Origin of the sequence: Psychromonas sp., from assembly GCF_047632995.1 — a bacterium.
In the GTDB taxonomy this organism is placed as follows: Bacteria; Pseudomonadota; Gammaproteobacteria; order Enterobacterales; family Psychromonadaceae; genus Psychromonas.
The window spans coordinates 1-22379 of the sequence record NZ_JBLIEK010000006.1; the positions used below are offsets into that span (position 1 = coordinate 1).

Below are 22379 nucleotides of genomic sequence, written 5' to 3' on the forward strand. Positions count from 1 at the left end.
TCCTACTGATCATACTGCTTATAATAAATTTGCTGTTTGTTACAGTTGCCTTAAAAAGTGGTGTCTATGAGCAATACATCTATATATTGCACGGTCGCTTACTGGAATTTCTGTTCGCCCTATTTTAATAAACAACCTTTTTACCCTTTCTAAATTCGTAAACGACAGTACACAGGTCAAGGGCAATGCTAAATTGTCACTAGTAAGCAATTAACCGTTAGCTTTTACAAAGCCAATAACAAACTTGGCAATCGCCTCAATATTATTAAGATCCAATAAGGGTAATTCACAACCCGCAACTCTGACATCACACGCCACGGCAATAATCGATTCATCTCTTATAAACATAAATGGCTTATTCAGCGCACTGCGATGTAATTCAATTTTATTAAATGGCTGATCGCGAAAGCCCTCCACCAGCACCAAATCCAATCCATCAGTTTGTAATAACGCCAATTGATCAGCCAGTTTGCTCTCTTGCGGCTGTGCATATTCGCAAAACAAAATAGAGCGCTGTGGCCCTGCCAAAACAACCTGTGACGCCCCCGCCTTGCGCAGGCGATAACTGTCTTTCCCCGGTTTATCTAGTTCAATATCATGGTGGCTGTGTTTCACTAATGCCACCTTTAAACCTTGCTTGATTAATAAAGGAATTAACGACTCTAAGAGCGTTGTTTTGCCTGTACCGCTAAAGGCAGAAAAACCCAATACCGGAACAGGAAAGTGAGAAAGATATGTCATAATGCCACCTCTTATAAAACAGCGAATAGGAAAGTGTATCTTAATTAATTATACTCTGGCCTTGAATAATTTAAGCTTAAATACTTTTTAGGGAAAATAATGATCGCACCTTATATTAATGAATTTGCCATGATCACTTTAATTCACTTACTGGCGGTGATCTCCCCAGGCCCGGATTTTGCTGTAGTGATCCGCCAAAGTGTTAGTTTCGGCCGCAAAACAGCGATTATAACAAGTTTAGGAATTGGCGCGGGCATATCAGTACATGTGTTCTATACCCTACTTGGTATCGGCTTTATTCTTACCCAATCAGCAAACGCATTTATGATTGCCAAAATTGTAGGCGCATTGTACTTAACTTATCTTGGCGTGAAGCTCTTATTTAGCAAAGCGCAAACAGCAACGGATACAGAGGTAAAACTCGACAGTAACAAAAATCATAACAGACGCGCCTTTCTACTGGGGTTTATGACCAACCTGCTCAACCCTAAGGCAACGCTTTTCTTTCTGGCTGTATTCACTTCGATTGTGAGCATCGACACGCCACTCGCGATACAGAGTATTTATGGTATTTGGATAACGGTGACCACCGCGCTATGGTTTTCGCTGGTCTCATTTTTCTTTTCACAGGATAAAGTGCGGGCGAAATTTGTTAGCCATGGATATCTATTCGAGCGAGTGATGGGCACTGTATTGCTGATTTTCGCGGCGAAACTCGCGGTTGCTTTTATTTAAAAAAGTTATCTGACAGATAACGCTCCCCAGCTTCAACCGGGGAGTCTTATAACCTCAATCTGTTGGCTTTACGGCACAGCAAAGCCTTTTGATGCCACCCAGACGCGATACCACTGCTCAGTATTCATCTGCAATGCTAACGCAGCGACCGCCTCTTTTACGCGCTCTATCTTACCTGAACCAATTAACCCCACCGGGTTAGAGGGATGTTTTAATACCCAGGCAAAAACAACCTGCTCGATTGAATCAGCCCCCAACTCATCAGCGAGCTCGGTTAACGCGCCGCGCAGTCGTCTTGCCTGATCGGTTTGTTCACTGAAAATACCACCACCGGCTAAACATGACCATGCCATAGGGCGCACGCGATATTGCTGCAGTTGATCACACGTACCATCTTCAAGCGCAGAGAAGTTGATTGGATTGATTTCAACTTGGTTGGTTATTAAGGGTTTATCTAAACGTGACTGTAATAGATCAAACTGAGAAGCTGTAAAATTAGAGACACCAAAATGTTTCACTTTACCGCTTTGCTGCAATTCACCGAAAGCGTCGGCCACTTGATCGGCATCCATTAAAAAATCGGGACGGTGTACTAATAAAGCATCTAGCTGCTCAACGCCGAGCCGTTTCAATGAGTTTTCAGTTGAAGTTAAAATAGCTTGTTTGCTGCTGTCATAATGTGAAACACGTTTTTCACCCACAGTCTGCTCAATACCATTGATACCAAATTTAGAAACGATTTCAATTTTCGAGCGCATAGCAGGATCAAGTCTTAACGCTTCGCCAAACAGCGTTTCACAATGACCTGCATCATAGATAGCCGCATGATCAACCGTAGTGATCCCCATTTCAACATGTTGCTTAAGGAAAGATAAACGCGCTTGTGGATCCATATTCCACGCGCCTAAACGCCAATAACCTTGCACTAATTGAGAAAATTCAGGGCCTTGCGGGGCCATTAAAACTTTTTTAACACTACTCATAACAAACTCCAAATAAGGGAACTTTATCAATGGTTCAAAGAATTAAGTCTAGCACTAAGAATTACAATAAAATGATAAGCAAATAAAAGAGTTACATTTAGATACAAAAAACAGCTGATTATATGATCTGCACTTATTCTTTATTTACCTTCCTAGCAACAAAAAGGTGGGTAAGGTAAATAACTACCGTTGAGGGTGTTACATTCAGGAGTGCTGATAACCAATCATTGCCGCTATATTGACAGCGATTAATATCCAGCAGTGAGACATTCATCTTTTTGACTTTTTTAATTCATACATAAGCATGTCACCATCTGCGAGTAATTCTTCAATAGTAGCGTGTTTTTTGTGAGTGAATTCGACGACACCATATGAGAACGACACGTTGTACGCGCATTTTCTTTCCTGATTGTACGTCTTTAAAGACAGCCTAAATTTTTCGATGGTTTGTTCCGCCTGTTTTTTAGAGGCAGAGTTAAGTAATAAAACAAACTCATCTCCGCCCAGCCGGGCAAAAAGGTCTGAATCTCGAAATGTACTCTTTATCAGATCAGCAAAGGCAACTAATACCGAGTCACCTTCCGAATGCCCAAAATTATCATTAATAGATTTAAAATGATCCAAATCCAGATAAACAAGTGTCACTGGAAATTTATTTCTGACACTAAAATTTAGGCTACTCTGTGCGAGAGCGAGAAAGCCCCGTCGGTTCGATATCCCCGTAAGCTCGTCAAGTGTCGCTAATTGTACTGCTGCAAGTTCGCGCTCAACCATGGACGCCAAATCTTTTAACGCTTCAATATCCTCATTGTCAAAATTTCTTGGTATCTTGTCAATAATGCACAGTGTTCCAAGTCTGTAGCCATGCACAACAAGTGGACACCCGGCATAAAAATGGATATTAGGTTCGTTCAAAACTAAGGGGTTGTCCGCAAATCGTGGATCTTCAGTCGTATTGGGTACGATGAATACATCGTTATCGAGTATGGCATGACCGCAAAAAGAAATTTCTCGAGAGGTTTCGCTTGCGCTCAATCCGACGCAAGACTTGAACCATTGGCGGTTCTCATCCACAAGGCTCACCAGCGCAATCGGCACTCTGAACATACGTTTTGCAATTCGAGTCAGTCGATCAAAACGTTCTTCAGCCTCAGTATCTAAAACGTCAAGTGACCTCAGCGTCTCAAGTCGTTTTTTTTCATTTAGTGGGATGTCAGGTTTTTTCATTGTAATATCCAAAATATGATCTAATCATGCAGCTAACTTGGTATACGTCTAACATCTCGAGTCAGGCTGCAGGCATGTTACTCGCCTTCTACCGCTTTACATGCAACAACTTGCACAACCGCACTTTCTCCCTGATGATATTTTCCTTCAGAAATATTTCTTTCTATTTCAGTTCCAATAATAAATTTTAGTCCTTTAAGCTCAACCTGCAATGCATCGAGAGACATAAACAGAGCCCCTTGCGATGGAGGCGGTCCGCCAACGCCATCCATCTCAAGCTGACGCTGGGTGTATGCTTCTAAAATGAATATTCCATCACTGGTCAGCGCGTTGGCAATCTGACCATGAACTTTCTTGCGCAATAAAGGCGGAACGTGTGCTGCAATTGATACTATCCCCTCCCATGCTTTGCAACCCAGATCATAGTCGTTCAAGTCAGCGACTTCTGTTGATATTTCTACGCCGTACTCAAGCGCAAGGATTTTTGCTTTCTGAAGACCTACCGCAGACTGATCGACAGCAGTGACCTGATAGCCCTGCATCGCCAAGAAAACAGCATTTCTACCTTGTCCCTCTGCTAAACAAAGAACTCGCCCTCCCTTGGGAATTCGCAAAAACTCCTGCTTTAGGAAATCATTTGCAGCGCTTCCATATGCAAATTCCTCTTCGTCGTATCTTTGGTCCCACATGGGCACTCCTCTACTTTAGTTGACCAGCATAAACTGTATCGACTCCGTTGCAGCTATTTTATTTGTATGTATGACTAATGATGCTTTAGTTTCTCCTCGCTTTCTCGAGCTTTTGACAAAGCGGATGCAACTAAACCAGTGGGAATTGCAACAATACCTAAACCGATAGTTAAAATAAAAAACGTAAATAATTTGCCCCCGGCAGTTATAGGATATATGTCCCCATACCCGACGGTAGTTAGCGTTGTTACTGACCACCAAAGACTGTGAAAAACCGATTTAAATTGTTCCGGCTGGGCAGCATTCTCACAATAATAAATACCAACAGCAGACAAATAAAGCATTATTACCGCTACAAAACCGAATAGGATCAATTCCTCTTTAGCGATCACTAATGCACGATGAAATCGATTTATTGCCTGATTATATTTAAACAGCTTTAGTATCCGCACCAGACGAAGAAATCTAAATATCCTAATCGCACGGAGGTCAAAACCAGAAGCGATGTAAAAAGGTAGGATTGCCAACAAATCCACCAGTCCATAGAAACTAAATATAAATTTTAATTTTCTTTCCGCGATTATGAGCCGCAGTAGGTATTCAAGAGTAAAGACCCCAACCGTAACCACCTCGATAATATTAAGAATATTTTTAAACTCTGGCGATAGATCGGGCAAAGTATCAATTGAAAATGTGATAAGTGAAACAACAATTAAAAACTGAACTGTGAATGTAAAAAGTTTACCCAAAAAATGATCCGTACTCACCACCATTTTTCTTATAGTTTCTTTATTGAGCAACAGCGCCCCCTTAAAAGCATAACCGCTTTATAAGCATCACTGCACGAAAAGCAGTAATACCTATCTTATTGAAATTAATCATCACAACGTATATTAGTCTTTATGCAGTCAATATGTTCACTACAATTTCGGGAAGTTGTGATTTGCGATGGATGATACTTATCTGCGCGATTAATTATCAACTGCCAGGTCAAATTCGAGCAGCCTCACACTGCAGTTATTACACGACTAATAGGTAGGATAAAGGCAGATGCAGTGAGCAACCACCTTGTCGATAATGAACGAAGGTTGTTAAATTTTAATACAAGTCATCAAATTCAAGAGCAAATAATCACCAGCATGATGCTACTGCCTTGTTTCTTTACTGATCACTAAAATCACTTCACCCACGGTAAAGCCCCACTTTTTAATATAACTGCGGTTAATCACCACTTGTTGATCAATTTGATACAGCCAATCATCAAAAGTCACCTGATAACTGCTGCCATCCACCAGCAGATCCAGCTGGTAATCCCAGTGCAGTGCAAAACCGGCGCTTTCACCTTGTGCTTCACCCACTATGTCACCTGCGCGGCCGGTATAACGCCCGTCCTGCAACTTATTGATTATCCAGGTTCGCTCACTTTTTTCGCCGTCATCAAAAACAAACCACTCTTCCAGTTTGCCTTGGTTTTCTTCCCAGCTGCCGATCATCTCTACAGTGAACCGGCGCGTTACTGTGCCTGTTCTGTCTAACACTATCCCTTTAGCCTCTAGTGGCCCATTAAAAAAGGTTTTAACATCAAGCTCAGGCGCCGTGCTTTGGTAGTCATTAATGCTTTGGTTACTGCAGGCTAATAAGCTTAAGCTTGCGAGCAATACAAATAATGATTTCATTTTATTCTCCTAGTAACTGTTTGCGCAGCTTCGGTTCACTGCTGTTTTTTGATAACCAAATGGATAAAAATGCGGCGGAAAACTGATCGCTATTAATGCCGCCTAATAGCTGATTATTATGGTAAAAGAGTCCACGTCCATCGGCTTCCACCCTAAACAGTAACTGATCGCCTTTTTTAATATCGGGCCACAACTGCGTTAATTCTGTTAGCCAATTCTGGTATTGCTTGTTATTCAAGGAAAGTTTTCGCCACTCTTTTTCAGTGGCGCTGACTAAATCCTCTTTATCGATATCTTGTTGATAAACGATTTTTAATGCTTGCGGATAAACCTGCTCTTGGTATTCACCGCTTTGGCTATAAAAAGAGGCATGATAAAGGTTGATAAACAGCCAGGACATTTCACCTTGACCGACCATTTTTAATGGCGCAGTGAGTTGATTGCTGGCGTTGGCTAAATTAACCATCAATAACAAGCTAATGGTTAACAGCAAAACTTTAGGGTAAGTGAGTAGTGCCTTTAATATCGTCATCACAGCGCATCCTATTTAATGAAGCTAATAATGTATATACGGGTAACAGAGTCGCCCAGATCACACTCAGTGCAAATAAACTTAATAACAGATTACTGTGCAGGGTAACCGCGCCCATTTTATAACCTGCGTAATAACTTAATGTGCCAAAAACGGCGCCAAAGAGAATGCGTGCATAAAGCGGTAATTTCTCTAGCCAGCTCAGGCCATGATTTAAGGTCACGGCAAAATGCGTCCACAATAAAATTAACCACAGAGGAATAAAATAATGGTCAGTGAAGGTGAACACACCTATATAGGTGAGAAGATAATCTCCAGCGCAGCCGAGAAGAGTGATCGCTAATAGATTTAATAGATCGCTTGCTCGGGTCGGCGATACTAAAAAGTGTGCAAACAAGGATAACAGCAATAATAAAACAGCTTGATCTGTGTAAACGACAGCCAAAAGCCAGATCGCCTGAAACCAAATAAAGCTGACCCAGTAAAACTTCTTTTTGCTAAATTGCATCTTCATAGGATACCTACTCTACCGATGCGCGGTAGCCTGGTTTATCAGCAATCAAATGCACGGCGCTGATATTACGCTCTAAAAAGGCCCCTTCGCAGTAACTAAAATAAAACTTCCATAAACGGATAAAGGTATCGTCATAACCCATGGCTTTAATTTGTGCGAGGGCATCATCAAATCGTTGCTGCCAATGATTTAATGTTCTGGCATAATCTTGGCCTATATCGTGTAAACCGGTGATCACCATGTCGGTTTTATTGGAAACATTATTGGCCATCACACTAACAGAAGGCAAACAGCCGCCGGGGAAGATATAACGCTGAATAAAGTCGACCCCTTTACGGTAACTATGATAACGCTGATCGACAATGGTGATCGCTTGAATAAGCATTTTACCGTGCGGTTTAAGATGGTTATTACAAGTAGCAAAAAAGCTCGCTAAATATTCATGACCGACCGCTTCAATCATCTCAATAGAGACTAATTTATCGTACTGCCCGGTTAATGTGCGATAGTCTTGTTTTAACAAGGTTATTTGATCGGTTAAGCCAAGAGACTCAATGCGCGCTTGCGTATAATCATGCTGCGCATCGGAGATGGTCGTAGTGGTGACATGCACCCCATAATGCTGGGCGGCATAAATGGCCAGCGCTCCCCAGCCAGTGCCAATTTCTAACAGGGACTGCCCTTTTTTTAAATCTAAACGCTGACAGATAGTTTCAAGTTTATGCAGTTGCGCCTGCTCTAAATCGGCATCTTGATCGGGGTAAATGGCACTGGAGTAGAGCATCTCTTTATCAAGAAACTGCTCGTACATCTCGTTGCCTAAGTCATAATGTGCCAATATGTTTTTCTTAGATCCTGCTTGGGTATTTTTGCGCGCCTTATGATAAATCCAACTGGGGATTGCCATAAAACGCGCAAAGCGTTTCTCTAATTTATCCAGTACCGCTTGCTCACGCCCTAAGACCTGAATCACTTTGGTTAGATCGGGGCTGCTCCATAACCCTTGCATATAAGCTTCGCCAGCACCAATACTGCCACCCAATAACATTTTTTTATAACAACTTGGATCATGAATAATGATCCTGCCATGCAAATCTGCAGCAGTATTGCCTAACTGCAAAGGTTCGCCGCCCTCAACAAAGGTTAAACATGCGTTTTTCATATTCGCTAGCAGTGCGACAATCAATTTTTTTGCCATTTTATCGACGATGCCAACGCGCTCACTCACGGTATTTAATGATACATTTTCAACTGACATGGTTTTCTTCCTTTTTTGAATGGCCGATATAAGGCACGCCTTTGAGATATAATTTAAGTGCCTGCCAATAGATGCCGAGCACAGTTTTTGCGCTCATCATGGGGATCGCCAAGAGATTTTTTAAGAGGTTTTTATTAGTGAAAGGCTGCCGCGTCATAACAATGCTGGCACGAAAAAGTTTCTCTTGCGCTTTATCTTGAGTGCAATTTTCAATACTCAAATTTAGATGATCAGCCGGTGCTTTAATGCGCCAGTGATAGTTCATGCCCATATCCATAAAAGGCGAAACATGAAATGCTTTTTCACACACGGGCTTATTGTTTAGATCAATCAAATAATAGTGGCGCTCATTCCAGGGCGTATTGCTGACCTCCGCAAGCAAATAACTTAATTGCCCTTGTTGGTCGTAGCAGTAATAGCTATTAATTGGGCTAAAATAGAGGCCAAAACAACGCATTTGACCGATAAATAAAACCCGCCCCTGCTTATTTTTCCCACCTAATTCGCTCACTTTATCCCATACATCTTTTGTAGTGATAGTGCTTTTATGCTGTAGATAATCGGGCGCAAAAAAACGCAAGGGCGCAAAGCGTCCGGTTTTAAAGTAAGGTCCCATTTTGTTTAATAATGGCAACTCATCAAGATCAATGGCCAAAAAGAAAATCTTATAGCTGAATTTATGCTCGCGAGGGGTGAAACGCTGATGAAAAACCTCCCCCCGATAGATAGATGAATGGATCACTTGATCATGACTCATAAACTTGCTCCAAAACGTTTACACACATCTAAGGCGCTATTAACGCCATCTTCATGGAAGCCGTTATACCAATAAGCGCCCGCAAAATGGGTGTGTTGCTGGCCGCAGATAAGGGCGCGTTGTTGCTGCGCCGCAATGCTTTGCGCATTAAAAACCGGGTGTTCATATTGATAGCGCCCTAATATTTTTTTACTATCAATTAACTCCGTTTGATTGAGAGTCACACAAAATGTCGGCGCATCTTTTTTAAGGCACTGCAGAATATTCATATTATAAGTCAGGGCAGTTGGGCGTTTGTTGTCGCTATTAAGATGATAATTCCACGCGGACCAGGCGCGTTTTTTATTCGGTAGCAGGCGAGTATCTGTATGTAATACCACTTCATTACTCTGATAGGTTAAAGCCGCCAACACGTTCTCTTCATCAGCACTTATATCACTGAGCATCTGCTTGGCCTGAGTACTATGACAAGCTAAAATAACTTCATCAAAGTGCTGCCACTGGCCATTATTCACTTGCAGACGAATACCGTTTTCCAGACGTTCAATGCTTGTTACCGGTGAATTTAAAGAGATTTTATCTTTAAAGCCTGCACAAAGCGGCGCGATATATTGCTTTGAGCCACCGGGAATCACATACCACTGCGGACGATTGCTGATGCTCAATAAACCATGGTTATAAAAAAAGCGGATAAAGAAATAGAGCGGGAATGCCTGCATATCATGTAAAGTGGATGACCAGATAGCAGCGCCCATCGGCAGGATATAATGGTTGGCAAAGTAATCATTAAAATTATGCTGCTTAAGAAAGCCGCCGAGGCTTTGTTTGCTATCAATACTTTTATTTAACCAGGCATCATTACATAAGCGGTTGAAACGTAAAATTTGTTTAATCAAGAGTAAAAATTTGGGATTAAACAGATTACGCCGCTGGGCAAACAAGCTATTAATATTGGTGCCGCTATATTCCAGTCCACTGTCTTGATTGCTGACACTAAAACTCATTTCCGAGGCTAAACGCCCGACGCCAATCTGTGCTAATAATTTTTCAAAATTAGGATAGGTGCGATCATTAAAGACAATAAAGCCCGTATCAATTTGCCAAGACTGCCCCAGGGCTTGAACCGTTTTAGTGGCAGTATGTCCACCAATATAATCACCCGCTTCAAATAGGTTAATATCATGTTTTTCATTGAGTAAATAGGCACAAGTTAAACCTGAAATACCACTGCCGACAATCGCTATTTTTTTCATTTTTGTAAGATCCTTGTAGAGATCAAGCGCCACCAGCTGTCGGGCAGTAATGACAAGGTTTTTAAGATCAATGTGAATCGTTTTGGGAAATGGATATCAAACGTTCGTTTTTGTAAGCCAGTTACTATCCTTTTAGCCGCTTCCTGCGCACTAATCTGCATCGGCATAGCAAAATCATTTTTATCAGTTAACGGGGTTTTTACAAAACCTGGGCTCACCAAACTCACATCAATATGCTGACTTTTAAGATCTAACGCTAAACTGCGTGCTAAATAAGCCACAGCCGCTTTGCTTGCACCATAAGCCTGCGCCCGTGAAAAAGGCAGATAACTGGCACTCGAACCGACCAAGGCTAACTGCCCGCCTGCTGGAATCTGTGGCAATAAAGCCGCTAAACAATATCCCATGGCAATTACATTGCTATTGATCACCCGGGCAAATAGTTGTCCGTCAAAATGCTTTACATCATCCATATATTCGCAGCTCCCGGCATTTAAAATAACTAAATCCAGGCTGCCGAGTTGCTGCATTTTCTCTGTCACCTGTTGCTGATCACAAAGATCAACGGCAATAGTCGACACATTGTTATAGCTCTCTAGTTGCGCTAACTTATCCGGCTTTCGGCCACAGGCGATAACGTCATAACCTATTGCTTGATAATACAAACATAATGCCTCACCAATACCTGAGGTTGCCCCGGTAATAAGTACTTTTTTCATTGGCTTGCTCGCTTTTTAATGGTTTTAATCACCGGGCCAATCAGGGGTAATTGCTCATATAGCATCTGCCCGAGATCTAAATAATCACGATGACTGTCTATTTTTTCTGAAAACTGCAGATGCGAGGCGCCATCGACCACAATACGCTGCCCTTTTTTAATTTTTTGATGGGCATATTCCATGCGCCAGACAATGCAGGCCTGCCCCTCCTGTTCAATCACTTGCTGTATATGAAAATTGCAGTGCTCCATATTTTCATAAAGATGAGTAAAATATGCAGTTAACGCGGTAATACCTGTGACTTGATGCATAGGATCAACAAAGACCACGTTATCGCTGTAAATTTCTTTTAATAGCGCCAAATTGTCCTTGTTAAGAGATTGATAAATAGTACAAAACTTTTCTAACAATGGCGTTTTCATAAATGGTCCTTATTGAACACTGCAAGTTATTAACCTTTAACCTTTAAAACCGAAAAAGCCAGCAGTGCGCGTTGTCTGGCAAATTGATGATCAACAATAGGTCTAATGGGTTGATGCAGCGCTTTACCACTGAGTTTATCTCTGTCGTGTAGATAGTTACGAATGAACTCACCATCTGGATCAAATTTTGTGCTTTGTAAGGTAGGATTAAAGATCCGAAAGTAAGGTTGCGCATCACATCCCGTACTGGCAGCCCATTGCCAGCCGCCATTGTTAGAGGCAAAATCGCCATCGATTAAATGTTGTTTAAAATAACGCTCCCCCCAACGCCAGTCGATGAGCAGATGCTTGCTTAAAAAACTGGCACAGACCATACGTAAGCGATTATGCATCCACCCGGTTTGCTTAAGTTGCAGCATCGCCGCATCGACAAGCGGGTAGCCTGTTTGTCCATCACACCAGGCTTTAAAATCATCCTCGTCATTTGACCAGATAATATTATTTGCAGATATTTTGTAACTTGCCCCCCTTCCCAGCGCGGGGTTGAGCACCATAATATGGCGGTAAAACTCTCTCCACAGCAATTCATTAAGCCAAATCACCGGCCCGCCATCACTGCTATCCAATAACCGTGGAAACGCCTGTAGCAGATAAAAAACAACCTGTTTTACGCTGATGATGCCTAATGCTAAAGAGGGACCTAACTGTGATGTTGCCGGCAACGCAGGAAAATCCCTTTGTTGATCATAATCCTCAATATGAAAATCGATAAACTGCTGCAATAGATGATAGGTCTGCGCTTCGCTGGCGGGCCAGCCTACACTGCTTTTTTTAGCCAGTGGCAATTTCAGCAATGGATTATTAACGGTGCTATTTTGTGCTTGTGGGGCGGGATAAGGTTGTAAATTAATCTCCTCTCTTAATATTTTTAAACAGCGATTTTTAAACGGGGTAAATACTTTAAACATCTCACCTTGTTGCGTCTGCACTTGCCCGGGATCTATCAAGCAATCAGCCTGATAAAGACGCAGTGCTAATCCGCTACTTTTCAGTGCCTTATCGACCTTAATATCACGCTCAATTTCATTGATTTCAACTTCACTATTGGCATATACACCGGTGATATTTAAGGACTGGCAAAATGCTAATAAACGCTCAGGTATCGCGTTAAAATCATCGACTTCAATAATGTGGAATTGGATGCCTAATGATCCTAAATCTGCACTTAAATGGTTTAATGCGCGTTCCATCAGATCTATCTGGATCGGCGCAATATCATGTGCCTGCCATTGCTTCGGCGTGACAAAATAAACCGCCCTACAAGGCCCATCTAAACAGGCTTGATAGAGCGCGGGGTTATCATTGAGTCGTAAATCTTTACGAAACCAGACAAGTTGCATTGTCGCTCCCAGGTTAATTAATAAGTTAATGGCTATAACGTAATTTCAATTGGTCAGGATGCGGGTGCAGGTAGAGTTGCTTCGCTAAGTAAGGATCGGGATAGATTTTTAAATAGTGATTTATTAATGTCAGCGGTGCCATCAGTGGTAATAAGCCTTGTCGATACTGATCAATGATGTTTGCTAAATCAACACGTTGCGCGCTATCTAAGTGTCGCTTAAAATAGCCTTGCAGATGTGACAAGGTATTGCTGTGACTCTTACGGTTAGGTAAACATCCGATGGTTTGCATAAATAGGTCAATATATTGAGGCGCTATTTGCTCCGCCCGTTCGCCGGTTCCCGCCAGCATTGGACCAAGCTGATAATAAAGCTTGGCGTTATGCGCCATTAACAGATACTTATACTGAGCGTGGAAGGCGATAAGCTTGGCCATGCTGACACCTGATTTCATTAAAGATTGCCATTGATAATAGGCGAATACGCGGGTAATAAAGTTTTCACGTAACAAGGGATCGTTTAAACGTCCATCTTCTTCCACGGGTAATAGCGGGTGATCTTTCATTACTTGCGCTGCAAATACGCCAACGCCATTACGCTGACCATTATTGCTGCCAGCGTGATAAAGCGTGACGCGCTCCATACCGCAACTAGGTGATTTAGCACAAAAGATATAACCGCTTAAATGGGCTAATTTACTACTGCTTTGCACTGAAAAATCATTTAACTTTTCAGTGACATCAAAACTACCATCACTGGCCACAACGCGGATCAGATCTTTATCTTTTACTAAACGGATTGCGCGGCGAGGCGTACCTAAACCGATTGCCATTTCTGGGCAGAGAGGCTCAAAATCAAAGTAGTTTGCCAATATTTGCTGACAATATTTACTCTGTTTATGTCCGCCATCAAAACGTACTTTTTGCCCGAGTAAACAACTACTGATACCGACTTTAATATCTGAAATTTTTTCCTCTACCATAATGAAATTCCTTAAAAATTAATAGATAAGCTTGCCCAACGGATTTAATACCTTGCTCATACCTCGGGTAAAATGTAATGGCGCATCCTGCACCGTATAACATAAACAGCCTTTATCTGTTTTGGGAGAATGGTTAACGTCACCCTGCAATAAAATAAAATCACCTTTGTTATAACTGCCCTGTTCATCACTAAAGCGGCCATCTAGTAGCAAGGTTAGTTCATAGCCTTTATGCTGATGGGCCGGGATCTCCCCGCCTGCGCTGATATGTAACAAACTGGCGCGGACATTTTTCTCATTACGAATAACTCTTGCTCGATTGACAGGGCCAATCCCCGACCAATTAAAACCGTTAAAAGAGCGAAACGCATGAGGAAGGGTAAACTGCTCACCCGCTAACGCTATACTTGCTGCTGGCTTAGCTATTGTCTGCACAGGATCGATGGGCGTCGCTAAAATACTCTGAAGCAGATCGCCAAGATCCACCGTTTCTGTTTTAATTTCATCCCAGATTTGCGTCGCTTGTTCAGCCTCTCGTTGTTTTTCGCTCGTTTGACAGTGCGGGCACATCTCAATATGCGCACTGAGTGCAATGGATAATGAAAAAGGTAGTTCACCAGCACAATATTGCGCTAACAAGGATTCACTTGGATGATGTTTAATCATGTTCAATCTCCAATATTGCTTTTAATTTCGCGAGCGCCAAACGCAATCGCGATTTTACCGTTCCCAAAGGAATGCTTAACAAACGAGCGACCTCCTGCTGATTTAACTCTTGAATATAGAGCGCTTCCACCACCTGTTTTTGCTGCAAAGGAAGGCTTTCAATGTGCGTTAATAGATGACGAGACAACAGATGATCATCCTCTGTCGTTTGCTCCTCTTCCAAAAAAGGCCATAGATCATCACTGACCGGATCCTCTTTTTGAATCTGTTTTTTTCGCAACATATCAAAGCAGAGGTTACGCATCAGCGTATATATCCAAGTACTTGCTTTACCTTTATCAGCATTAAATAAAGAGGCCTTGCGCCACACCAATAACATAGTTTCCTGCACCAGCTCTAATGCTTGCGCTTCTTGCCCAAAGCGCTGTAAACCAAAAGCGCGAACTTTTGGTGAAAAATGGTTAAACAAAAGTTCAAACGCTTTTTTATCTTGCGTATTAGCAACGGCAGATAACGCACCTTGAATATTACTTTCGCCATCATTGGGATCACTATAATTTGAATTGTTCAATCTGTTGTCCGTAATCATATTGGCAATACTAACCATTTATAAACCCCAAGTAGTATTTAGACAACGCGTAAGGTCCAATACGCGAGGAATACTACAAAGGATCACTATTATTTAAATAAAACCTAGCCTTAACAATAATCCATTAACCTTAAAAAGGTGACAAACATTCTCATAAAACATTCTCAATACCCTTGCTATCTCACAAAAAAATCATTTTATACCATTTGCCCCTAATCCACTGTTAATTTGGATTATTTTCCTGTCGCACTGGTGGGATAAATGACCGAGTCAGCATCTTCTGATGAACTACCTATTCTCTTGATATCATAATTGTCATTATGTTGTCACGCACCTGTAACCTTACCCCGTTATTTTCAACTAACTGTACTTAGCAGTTAAAAACATTTTCAATGGAGTGACGAAATGAATATCCGAAAAAGCTTAATATCTACCTTGGTCGCGATAGCGATTAACTCAAACGCATCGGCTGGGGTGCTACCGTAAAATCAGAAAAATAATATCTGGTTTCAAAGTGCTAATACTGAAATAACCCAAAAACTACAGCAAACTTATAAAAACAGAGCAAAAAATGTCATCTTATTTGTTGGTGATGGTATGGGGATATCAACCAGAACAGCAGCACGTATTTTGGAAGAGCATTATCGACAAAGAGGCTCTTGCCCCTTTAATTATTTAAGGAGTCTCTTTTGAAACTATCTATTTTGAAACTAATGACGCCCTCTTCTCTCTTGCCGTTTCTATAACGGCTCACAGTTCGCAGCTATACTAGGAAAGCTTCCAAAAAATCGGCGCGATTTATGAAATTACCGAGAGTCAATTAGACAATGAATCTGCACATCAAAAAAAACAAACCCTCGAATTTTGGCGCCCCCAAACAGGTACTTTATAGCTATCCAAAGCAAAATATCAGCGAACAATGGCGTTTACTTGGCAATCAACAGATACAATTGACACGCTATTTTGAGCAATACCAACGCGGTATTGAATACCAACCCGCGGATATGCCAAACATCAAGCAAGATGGTAAACTCTGGCAGAGTAAGTACCAACTTATTTCGCCAGCATTATTGGCACAATTACAGCAGCTACAAACTATCAATACAGGCTGTGCTGAAAGCATTATTTATCAAAGTCAGCCAACAGACGTAAAACAGATACTTTTACACTGGAACCCGCACTATCAGTTACCGATCAAGCTAACTATTAGGCAAGGCAAGCAGCTTATTGTCTGGGAGATGACAGAATTAATTACCGATCCACAACAGCTACAACTCAATCACGATAAACACGATCACTACCAATTAACCGATTACAGTGATATTGGTGACAGCGAAGCCGATCCGTTTTTGGCAAAGATGATCAATCAAGGATTTATCGAGCATCCACATGGAGGTTTCTATAATGCAGATGGCCAGCATATGTGAGAATGACTAAGTATATTACGCAGGATGAATCAGTCTAAAAAAAAATAAAAGTCTTTTTTCTGCTCAGTTACATTACTTTGGAGACTAATAAATTACTATATTCAATAGTGGCAAGCGATAACGTGGTCTGATTAACAATCAGTATTTATTAAGCAACGCCTCAAAATCATAAATTGGTACGGGCTTACTAAATAGATAACCTTGATAATGCATACAGCCGTTATCAAACAGATATTGTCTTTGTTCTACTATCTCTACACCTTCGGCAATAACGCTAATACCTAAGCTATGCGCCATAATAATTATGGTGTCTACAATCGCCTTATCATTGGAATCTGTGACAAGGTCACGCACAAATGACTGATCTATCTTTAATTGATCGATTGGCAATTTTTTTAGATGTTGTAAAGAAGAATAACCCGTCCCAAAGTCATCTAATGAAAAACAAATACCTATTTTTTTCAGTGTGTTCATTTTAGTAATGATGCCGTTGATATTTTCCAGCAACATACTTTCGGTTAGTTCTATCTTGAGTAGTGCAGGGGTAATCTCATGCTTTTGTAGAGTTTTTTTGACTTGTTCTACAAAGTCTTCTTGATGAAATTGCCTAGCACTGACATTGATGGCGAGTACAAGGTCTTGTGTCAGTGGGTTTTGTTGCCATGTTTTAAGTTGAGCACAGGCAGTGTCTAATACCCATTGCCCTATCGGTAAAATAAGTCCTGTTTCTTCGGCTAAGGGAATGAAGTTAAGTGGAGAAATCAGACCACGTGCTGGATGCTGCCAACGGATTAAGGCTTCAGCCCCTAATGCTTGACCAGAACTGTTAACTTGTATTTGATAGTATAATTGGAATTGATTGTGTTCAATCGCTTTGCGTAGTTCTATTTCCATGTCTGCACGGAAAGTGAGAGCTTCTTGCATCGTTTGATTAAAGAAACGAAAGTTGTTGCGTCCTGCGGCCTTGGATTGAGACATAGCAATATCTGCTTGCTTTAAGAGTTCCTTTGATGCCGATTCATGCCCACTCAATAGTGTTGCGCCGATACTGAAGGCTCCGTGATACGGGTGCGTATTGAGCGAGTAGGGTTGAGTCAGTGAAAATATTATTTTTTTGGCCATCTCTTCTGTTTCGGCGGCTGCTTCAATGGCTTGCTGGCTCAGGTTTTCTAGCACCACCACAAATTCATCACCGCCGAATCGTGCAACGGTATCACCTTCTTTTACACCTTTAGTTAAGCGAGCGGCTACTTGTTGTAAAAGTAAATCTCCCGCATCGTGGCCGTGGGTGTCATTAAGGGTTTTTAAGTGGTCTAAATCAATAAATAGTAATGCACCACGCTGATTGCTGTGCATGCTGGTAGTTAGGGCTAGATCAAGCCTATCAAGCAATAGGCGGCGATTGGGCAATTGAGTGAGCAGATCAAAGTAGGCGAGGTTATTGATTTTTTCTGAGGCAGCTTTTCTTATCGTAATATCTGCGAGCGTGGCAACATAATTAGATAACATCCCACTCGCGTTTTTCACTGCAGTAATAGTGAGGTGCTCAGGATATATTTCACCGTTTTTGCGGCGATTCCAGATTTCACCTTCCCATGTGTCGGTGGTGTTGATACTGTCCCACATAGATTTATAGAACTTTTTTCCTTGAATACTTGAGCTAAGTAGCTTAGGTGACTGCCCAATAACCTCTTCAGCACTGTAGCCTGAAATTCTGCTAAAGGCCTTATTCACACGAAGAATACGGCTCTTGGTATCTGTAACAAACATGCCTTGTTGAGATTCAAAGACGATGGCGGCAAGACGAAATTCATGAGCAACGACTAACTCGGCAGCCAGCTTTTCTTTTTCTTGATTAGCAACGACTAACTCGGCAGCGAGCTTTTCTTTTTCTTCATTGGCAACGACCAACTCGGCAGCGAGCTTTTCTTTTTCTTCATTGGCAACGACTAACTCGGCAACCAGCTTTTCTTTTTCTTCATTTTGAAAAAGTAATTCTTTATTCGCGTATAAATTCAAAGTATTAACCTTTCTTTAGGTTTTAGCATCATGAAACAGTATCTGGTTACGCCCGACATTTTTAATTCTTACGGTAGTACTTACTTGTGTGGTTCTTTTATTCGCAATGCTTAAAATATTATGATGAAAGATAAGGGAGAGCAACCCTAATTATTAAGTATTCTCAATAAATGCTATCTGCTTGTCGTGGTTCAGTAAATTTAGTGACATACGGTCTATTGAACACACATAATAACTCGTCAAGTAGGTTGTAATAAACGCCTGATGATTCGTGTTCCTTCTGCCTTCATTTACCATAACCGCAAGGTCAGCCAACCAACCAGCCTGGAGGCTACCTACTAAATGGTGGCCTTTTTTGTATCTATCATCTTTTCTGAATTTTTAACGTAAAAAGTCGATCATATTATGCTCGCTTTTTCCCGAAAGTAAGCAAAATCTCCCGCAAGAGGCGAACAAAGTTGTCAAACCTATTTGTGCCCTTTCTCAAATACGAACATAGAGAACCAAAGCTAATCCAGACAACTTGTTAATAACCGTTCCATTAATCAACTTCAAAATGGGTCAATAAACAGTGACCACAAACCATAAAACCACAAACTCAGAATGAGCACCTAAATTAGACCGTAAACTTTCAAAATTAACTGCAACTGTCGATGCTGATACATAGCCCAACGCTTTGAAACGTTACGGGCTTTTCTAAATATGGTCGGTCGTCGCAGGCTCCTTATCCTTTCAGGGCCGCCGTCGTTCCTCCTGCGTTGTCTCGCGGCGCTCGGCTCGAACCAATAAACAAGTCCCACTGGTCCAACTCTTTTCTCAAATTCAGAGGCGCGCTATCAAGCTGCGCTAATTTCCGAGAATCTTTTTTTTACATCTGAAAAAGATGGGGCGAATGACGGGGATTGAACCCGCGACAACCGGAATCACTGTACTGTTGGCTCCAGCCAAATAGATTGAAAGTCAAACCAACCCAGATTATTCAAATGGATCCCTTGAGCCTGTTCCGGTCCTTTCAAGCGCATCCAATGATGAAATAGAGGCTGCAACCAGCCTGATTGTATCACTTGCCAAACCAGTACTTGCGAGTCTAACTCACCCGCACGCCACGCTTTATGTAACTGATCGAGTTGCGGGAGGTCTCCACCGGTTATCGACTGGCGAAGTAACTGGGTTCCGAGCAGCCAGGCGCCGACATGCCAAGTCTCGGGTACGGGGAAGTTAACTGTGCCTAACCAAAAATCCACATCAGCATCACCCAGTGCCCACTCTTGGTAATCGAGCTCCACCATTACCAGCTCTATATTCTCACTGGCTAAGATCGTTTTCATCACCTTCGCCAGCATTGGGAATTCGGGGTGCTGTTGATGATAGGCTAAACGGAGTATGGCTCTTGGCTTCTCACTAAAGTCTGCTGTTTTAAAAGGATTCTCAGGTACGCATGGCTCTATACCGTGACACCATTCCGGTAAAACACTTGCGGCAGGAACCCATAAATGGCGGATCGATGCGCTTATGTGCTGGGCAATAAGATAAGGATTAAGCAATTCATGCAACCAACGGCGTCGTTCTAATGATTGCCAGTGCGGCGAGCGGCTGTCACAGAGTAAAAAATAACCGCCTTTTTCTAGAAACATCTCCTTAAATAGATCAGAAGTGCGACCCGCAATACCTGAGGCGATGCCTGATGCATACTCGGTATCACTAATACTTGAACTTAGCCACGTTGTGCTGCCGCTATTAATGATCGAGTTTGTACCTGTTGAAGCTGAAGTAGAAGAATTGCCCGACGTTTTTTGAGCGGCATGATCAGGAATATGGGGCAGATCCGGCCACATTAAGACTTCGACTTCATAGAGCAAAGCGCGCAGGCCAAAATAACCATCAAAGGCTTTAAGACGCAGATGCCATTGATCATTATCGACCACACGATAAGGGCCTGTACCCACGGGAAATGAGGCGAAATTGGCGCGACTGGCATGATCTGCAGGCAGAATAAGGGCGGACAGGCTAGCCAACAGCGTGGGAAATAGCGGATCCGGCTCCGATAACGTGAACTCAACGATCAACGGACCCGCTGCCTGCACTTTTTGCAGATGAGAAAAAAGGGGCAGTTTTGCCGCCCGGGTCAGTGAAACAACCACATCGTTTGTATTTAGCTCTTTACCATCGTGAAATTGTACCGCCGGGCGCAGATAAAAACGCCAATTCAATGCATCTAATTGCCGCCAGTGGTGTGCTAAACAGGGCTCGACTTCCTCCTTTTCCTCTTTTATCCGTGTCAGTCCATTACATATTTGGCGCAGTAAATGGCGCTCCGAACGGCGTAAAGGCGTGCCGGGATATAAGTTTCGCATGGCTCGGTAATAAGGTACCCGCAGCACCTGCTGATCAGACCGAATACTAAAACCCAATCGCCCTTTAAGAAGCGGTGCAATCAGATATTTTTCCTCGCCAAGCAGTTTAACTGCATCGGCAAAACGCCCTGATTCCAGTAGCTGATCGGCTTTATCACTGAGTAATTGCTGTTCATTTTGCAACAACTGTAAAGTAGATCGCCGTCCTCTACCCGTCTGGGCTTGCCAAGAGATCCAGCCTTCCTGCTGCATTTTCAATAGCAGATTGCGCATGTGCCGTTTACTGCAGTAGAGCTGATCTGCGAGTTCCTGCAGGGTGATAGCTAGCGGCTGAAAACCATGGCGATGCAAAAGTTTCAGATACTGTTGCTCCAGACGTTGAGAATACATAAAAGAGGAACTCCTTTTTCGTTAAGACAGCAATTTTTAATTACCTCAATTTAGTGCATTGTCACTTCGCCAGCAAGTTTTATCACTTAAGTTGCATCATGATGCTGATAATATTCCAAATAGAGCAGAGTCTCGGCGGCTGCACTGAACGATGCAGCAATATTATTTAAGGAGTTCCAGCAATGAGTAAAGTAATCAATAAAGACACCAAAATATGTATGTCCCTCGCCGCTAGACCGAGTAATTTTGGTACCCGTTTCCATAATTATTTATATCAGGCGCTTGACTTGGATTATCTGTACAAAGCGTTTACGACCAAGGATTTACCCGCCGCTATTGGTGGCGTGAGAGCCCTTGGTATCCGCGGCTGCGCCATATCTATGCCGTTTAAAGAAGAGGTTATCGCTCTGGTGGATGAATTGGATCCGTCAGCAAAAGCAATCAATTCAGTGAATACAATAGTCAATGAAGATGGCTACCTTAAAGCCTATAACACCGACTACATTGCCATCGCTACTTTGTTATCACAATACCAGGTAAATAAAGATCTGGTCTTCGCATTAAAAGGCAGTGGTGGGATGGCAAAAGCCGTTGCCTGTGCGCTAAAAAATGCAGGTTTCTCTCACGGTTACATCGTTGCCATTGAGGAAAACACAGGTAAGCAATTAGCGCAATTGTGTGGTTATCAGTGGGTCCGCGATACACAAGGTCTGCAAGCCGAACTACTGATTAACGCAACACCGATTGGCATGTCCGGCGGCCAGGATGAAAACGGCTTCTCTTATACTGAAAATGAAGTTGACAATGCACAGTTTATCTTTGATGTCGTTGCGCTGCCCGCTATTACACCAGTGATCCGTTATGCCAAATCACAAGGGAAAACAGTGATCACTGGCAGTGAGGTTTTTGCATTGCAGGCGGTAGAGCAATTTGCCCTGTATACCGGTATCCGCCCTAGTGCGGAGTTATTTGAGAAAGCGGCAAAATATTCTAGAATAAATCTAAGTCATGAGGATTGATAGAATCCATATTGGGAGCACATAAAC

22 protein-coding genes and 1 pseudogene are annotated in these 22379 nt (G+C 42.2%); 4 read left to right on the forward strand and 19 right to left on the reverse strand.

Going from position 1 to position 22379, the window contains the following annotated elements; translation table 11 throughout:
* Nucleotides 1–210: 210 nt before the first annotated feature.
* On the reverse strand, nt 211–741 hold the full coding sequence (mobB, locus tag ACJAT7_RS02095) for a molybdopterin-guanine dinucleotide biosynthesis protein B (protein WP_415225141.1): 531 nt from the start codon (nt 739–741) through the stop codon (nt 211–213).
* Between the two features lie 99 nt (nt 742–840).
* Here mobB and ACJAT7_RS02100 point away from each other — a divergent pair, with 99 nt between their 5' ends.
* Entirely contained in the window at nt 841–1476 is a 636-nt protein-coding gene (locus ACJAT7_RS02100; RefSeq protein WP_415225142.1) for a LysE family translocator, read from the forward strand.
* A 68-nt stretch (nt 1477–1544) separates the two neighbouring features.
* Here the strand turns inward: ACJAT7_RS02100 and ACJAT7_RS02105 are convergent, their stop codons facing one another.
* The 16 genes from ACJAT7_RS02105 to ACJAT7_RS02180 form a co-directional block, all read right to left on the reverse strand.
* Entirely contained in the window at nt 1545–2459 is a 915-nt protein-coding gene (locus ACJAT7_RS02105) for an aldo/keto reductase (RefSeq protein WP_415225143.1), read from the reverse strand.
* 270 nt (nt 2460–2729) lie between these two features.
* A complete protein-coding gene (locus tag ACJAT7_RS02110) occupies nt 2730–3686 on the reverse strand; it encodes a sensor domain-containing diguanylate cyclase (RefSeq protein ID WP_415225144.1) in 957 nt (318 codons plus the stop codon).
* Nucleotides 3687–3763: 77 nt separating this feature from the next.
* Nucleotides 3764–4375 (reverse strand): class I SAM-dependent methyltransferase, encoded by a 612-nt coding sequence (locus ACJAT7_RS02115; protein ID WP_415225145.1) that lies wholly within the window; start codon nt 4373–4375, stop codon nt 3764–3766.
* A gap of 74 nt (nt 4376–4449) precedes the next feature.
* Entirely contained in the window at nt 4450–5175 is a 726-nt protein-coding gene (locus ACJAT7_RS02120; RefSeq protein WP_415225146.1) for an ion transporter, read from the reverse strand.
* Nucleotides 5176–5520: 345 nt separating this feature from the next.
* Nucleotides 5521–6051, reverse strand: a complete 531-nt coding sequence (locus tag ACJAT7_RS02125; protein WP_415225147.1) for a DUF3833 domain-containing protein — start codon at nt 6049–6051, stop codon at nt 5521–5523.
* Nucleotide 6052: 1 nt separating this feature from the next.
* Nucleotides 6053–6583 (reverse strand): chalcone isomerase family protein, encoded by a 531-nt coding sequence (locus tag ACJAT7_RS02130; protein WP_415225148.1) that lies wholly within the window; start codon nt 6581–6583, stop codon nt 6053–6055.
* Nucleotides 6549–7097: a DUF2878 domain-containing protein gene (locus tag ACJAT7_RS02135; RefSeq protein ID WP_415225149.1), complete on the reverse strand. Its 549-nt coding sequence runs from the start codon at nt 7095–7097 to the stop codon at nt 6549–6551. Before ACJAT7_RS02135 ends, ACJAT7_RS02130 begins: the two co-directional genes overlap by 35 nt.
* A 7-nt stretch (nt 7098–7104) precedes the next feature.
* Nucleotides 7105–8355: a class I SAM-dependent methyltransferase gene (locus ACJAT7_RS02140; RefSeq protein ID WP_415225150.1), complete on the reverse strand. Its 1251-nt coding sequence runs from the start codon at nt 8353–8355 to the stop codon at nt 7105–7107.
* A complete protein-coding gene (locus tag ACJAT7_RS02145) occupies nt 8345–9112 on the reverse strand; it encodes a DUF1365 domain-containing protein (RefSeq protein ID WP_415225151.1) in 768 nt (255 codons plus the stop codon). The genes ACJAT7_RS02140 and ACJAT7_RS02145 overlap by 11 nt, the downstream gene beginning before the upstream one ends.
* Nucleotides 9109–10365, reverse strand: coding sequence for an NAD(P)/FAD-dependent oxidoreductase (locus tag ACJAT7_RS02150; RefSeq protein WP_415225152.1), 1257 nt, complete (start codon nt 10363–10365; stop codon nt 9109–9111). The genes ACJAT7_RS02145 and ACJAT7_RS02150 overlap by 4 nt, the downstream gene beginning before the upstream one ends.
* The gene (locus ACJAT7_RS02155; RefSeq protein WP_415225153.1) at nt 10362–11084 is read right to left on the reverse strand and encodes an SDR family NAD(P)-dependent oxidoreductase; all 723 of its coding nucleotides are present in this window, start codon (nt 11082–11084) and stop codon (nt 10362–10364) included. The genes ACJAT7_RS02150 and ACJAT7_RS02155 overlap by 4 nt, the downstream gene beginning before the upstream one ends.
* Complete coding sequence (locus ACJAT7_RS02160) at nt 11081–11506, reverse strand: nuclear transport factor 2 family protein (RefSeq protein ID WP_415225154.1); 426 nt, start codon at nt 11504–11506, stop codon at nt 11081–11083. Before ACJAT7_RS02160 ends, ACJAT7_RS02155 begins: the two co-directional genes overlap by 4 nt.
* A gap of 29 nt (nt 11507–11535) precedes the next feature.
* Nucleotides 11536–12906 (reverse strand): deoxyribodipyrimidine photo-lyase, encoded by a 1371-nt coding sequence (gene phrB / locus ACJAT7_RS02165; protein ID WP_415225155.1) that lies wholly within the window; start codon nt 12904–12906, stop codon nt 11536–11538.
* 25 nt (nt 12907–12931) lie between these two features.
* On the reverse strand, nt 12932–13888 hold the full coding sequence (locus tag ACJAT7_RS02170; protein ID WP_415225156.1) for a YbgA family protein: 957 nt from the start codon (nt 13886–13888) through the stop codon (nt 12932–12934).
* Between the two features lie 18 nt (nt 13889–13906).
* Nucleotides 13907–14554 carry a ChrR family anti-sigma-E factor gene (locus ACJAT7_RS02175; protein ID WP_415225157.1) on the reverse strand — a complete coding sequence of 216 codons (648 nt, stop codon included), beginning with the start codon at nt 14552–14554 and terminating at the stop codon, nt 13907–13909.
* Nucleotides 14547–15125, reverse strand: coding sequence for a sigma-70 family RNA polymerase sigma factor (locus ACJAT7_RS02180; protein WP_415225158.1), 579 nt, complete (start codon nt 15123–15125; stop codon nt 14547–14549). The genes ACJAT7_RS02175 and ACJAT7_RS02180 overlap by 8 nt, the downstream gene beginning before the upstream one ends.
* A 579-nt stretch (nt 15126–15704) precedes the next feature.
* Between ACJAT7_RS02180 and ACJAT7_RS02185 the strand changes: the two are divergent.
* Together ACJAT7_RS02185 and ACJAT7_RS02190 are read left to right on the forward strand one after the other, a co-directional pair.
* Nucleotides 15705–15836: pseudogene (locus ACJAT7_RS02185) on the forward strand (alkaline phosphatase); the annotation flags it as partial.
* 134 nt (nt 15837–15970) lie between these two features.
* Nucleotides 15971–16570: a hypothetical protein gene (locus tag ACJAT7_RS02190; protein WP_415225159.1), complete on the forward strand. Its 600-nt coding sequence runs from the start codon at nt 15971–15973 to the stop codon at nt 16568–16570.
* A 138-nt stretch (nt 16571–16708) separates the two neighbouring features.
* Here ACJAT7_RS02190 and ACJAT7_RS02195 read toward each other — a convergent pair whose 3' ends face one another.
* Complete coding sequence (locus ACJAT7_RS02195) at nt 16709–18589, reverse strand: EAL domain-containing protein (RefSeq protein ID WP_415225160.1); 1881 nt, start codon at nt 18587–18589, stop codon at nt 16709–16711.
* Between the two features lie 923 nt (nt 18590–19512).
* The gene (locus ACJAT7_RS02200) at nt 19513–21333 is read right to left on the reverse strand and encodes an SgrR family transcriptional regulator (RefSeq protein WP_415225161.1); all 1821 of its coding nucleotides are present in this window, start codon (nt 21331–21333) and stop codon (nt 19513–19515) included.
* A 182-nt stretch (nt 21334–21515) separates the two neighbouring features.
* On the opposite strand from ACJAT7_RS02200, the gene ACJAT7_RS02205 reads away from it, so the two are divergent.
* On the forward strand, nt 21516–22352 hold the full coding sequence (locus ACJAT7_RS02205) for a shikimate 5-dehydrogenase (protein WP_415225162.1): 837 nt from the start codon (nt 21516–21518) through the stop codon (nt 22350–22352).
* Nucleotides 22353–22379: the final 27 nt, after the last annotated feature.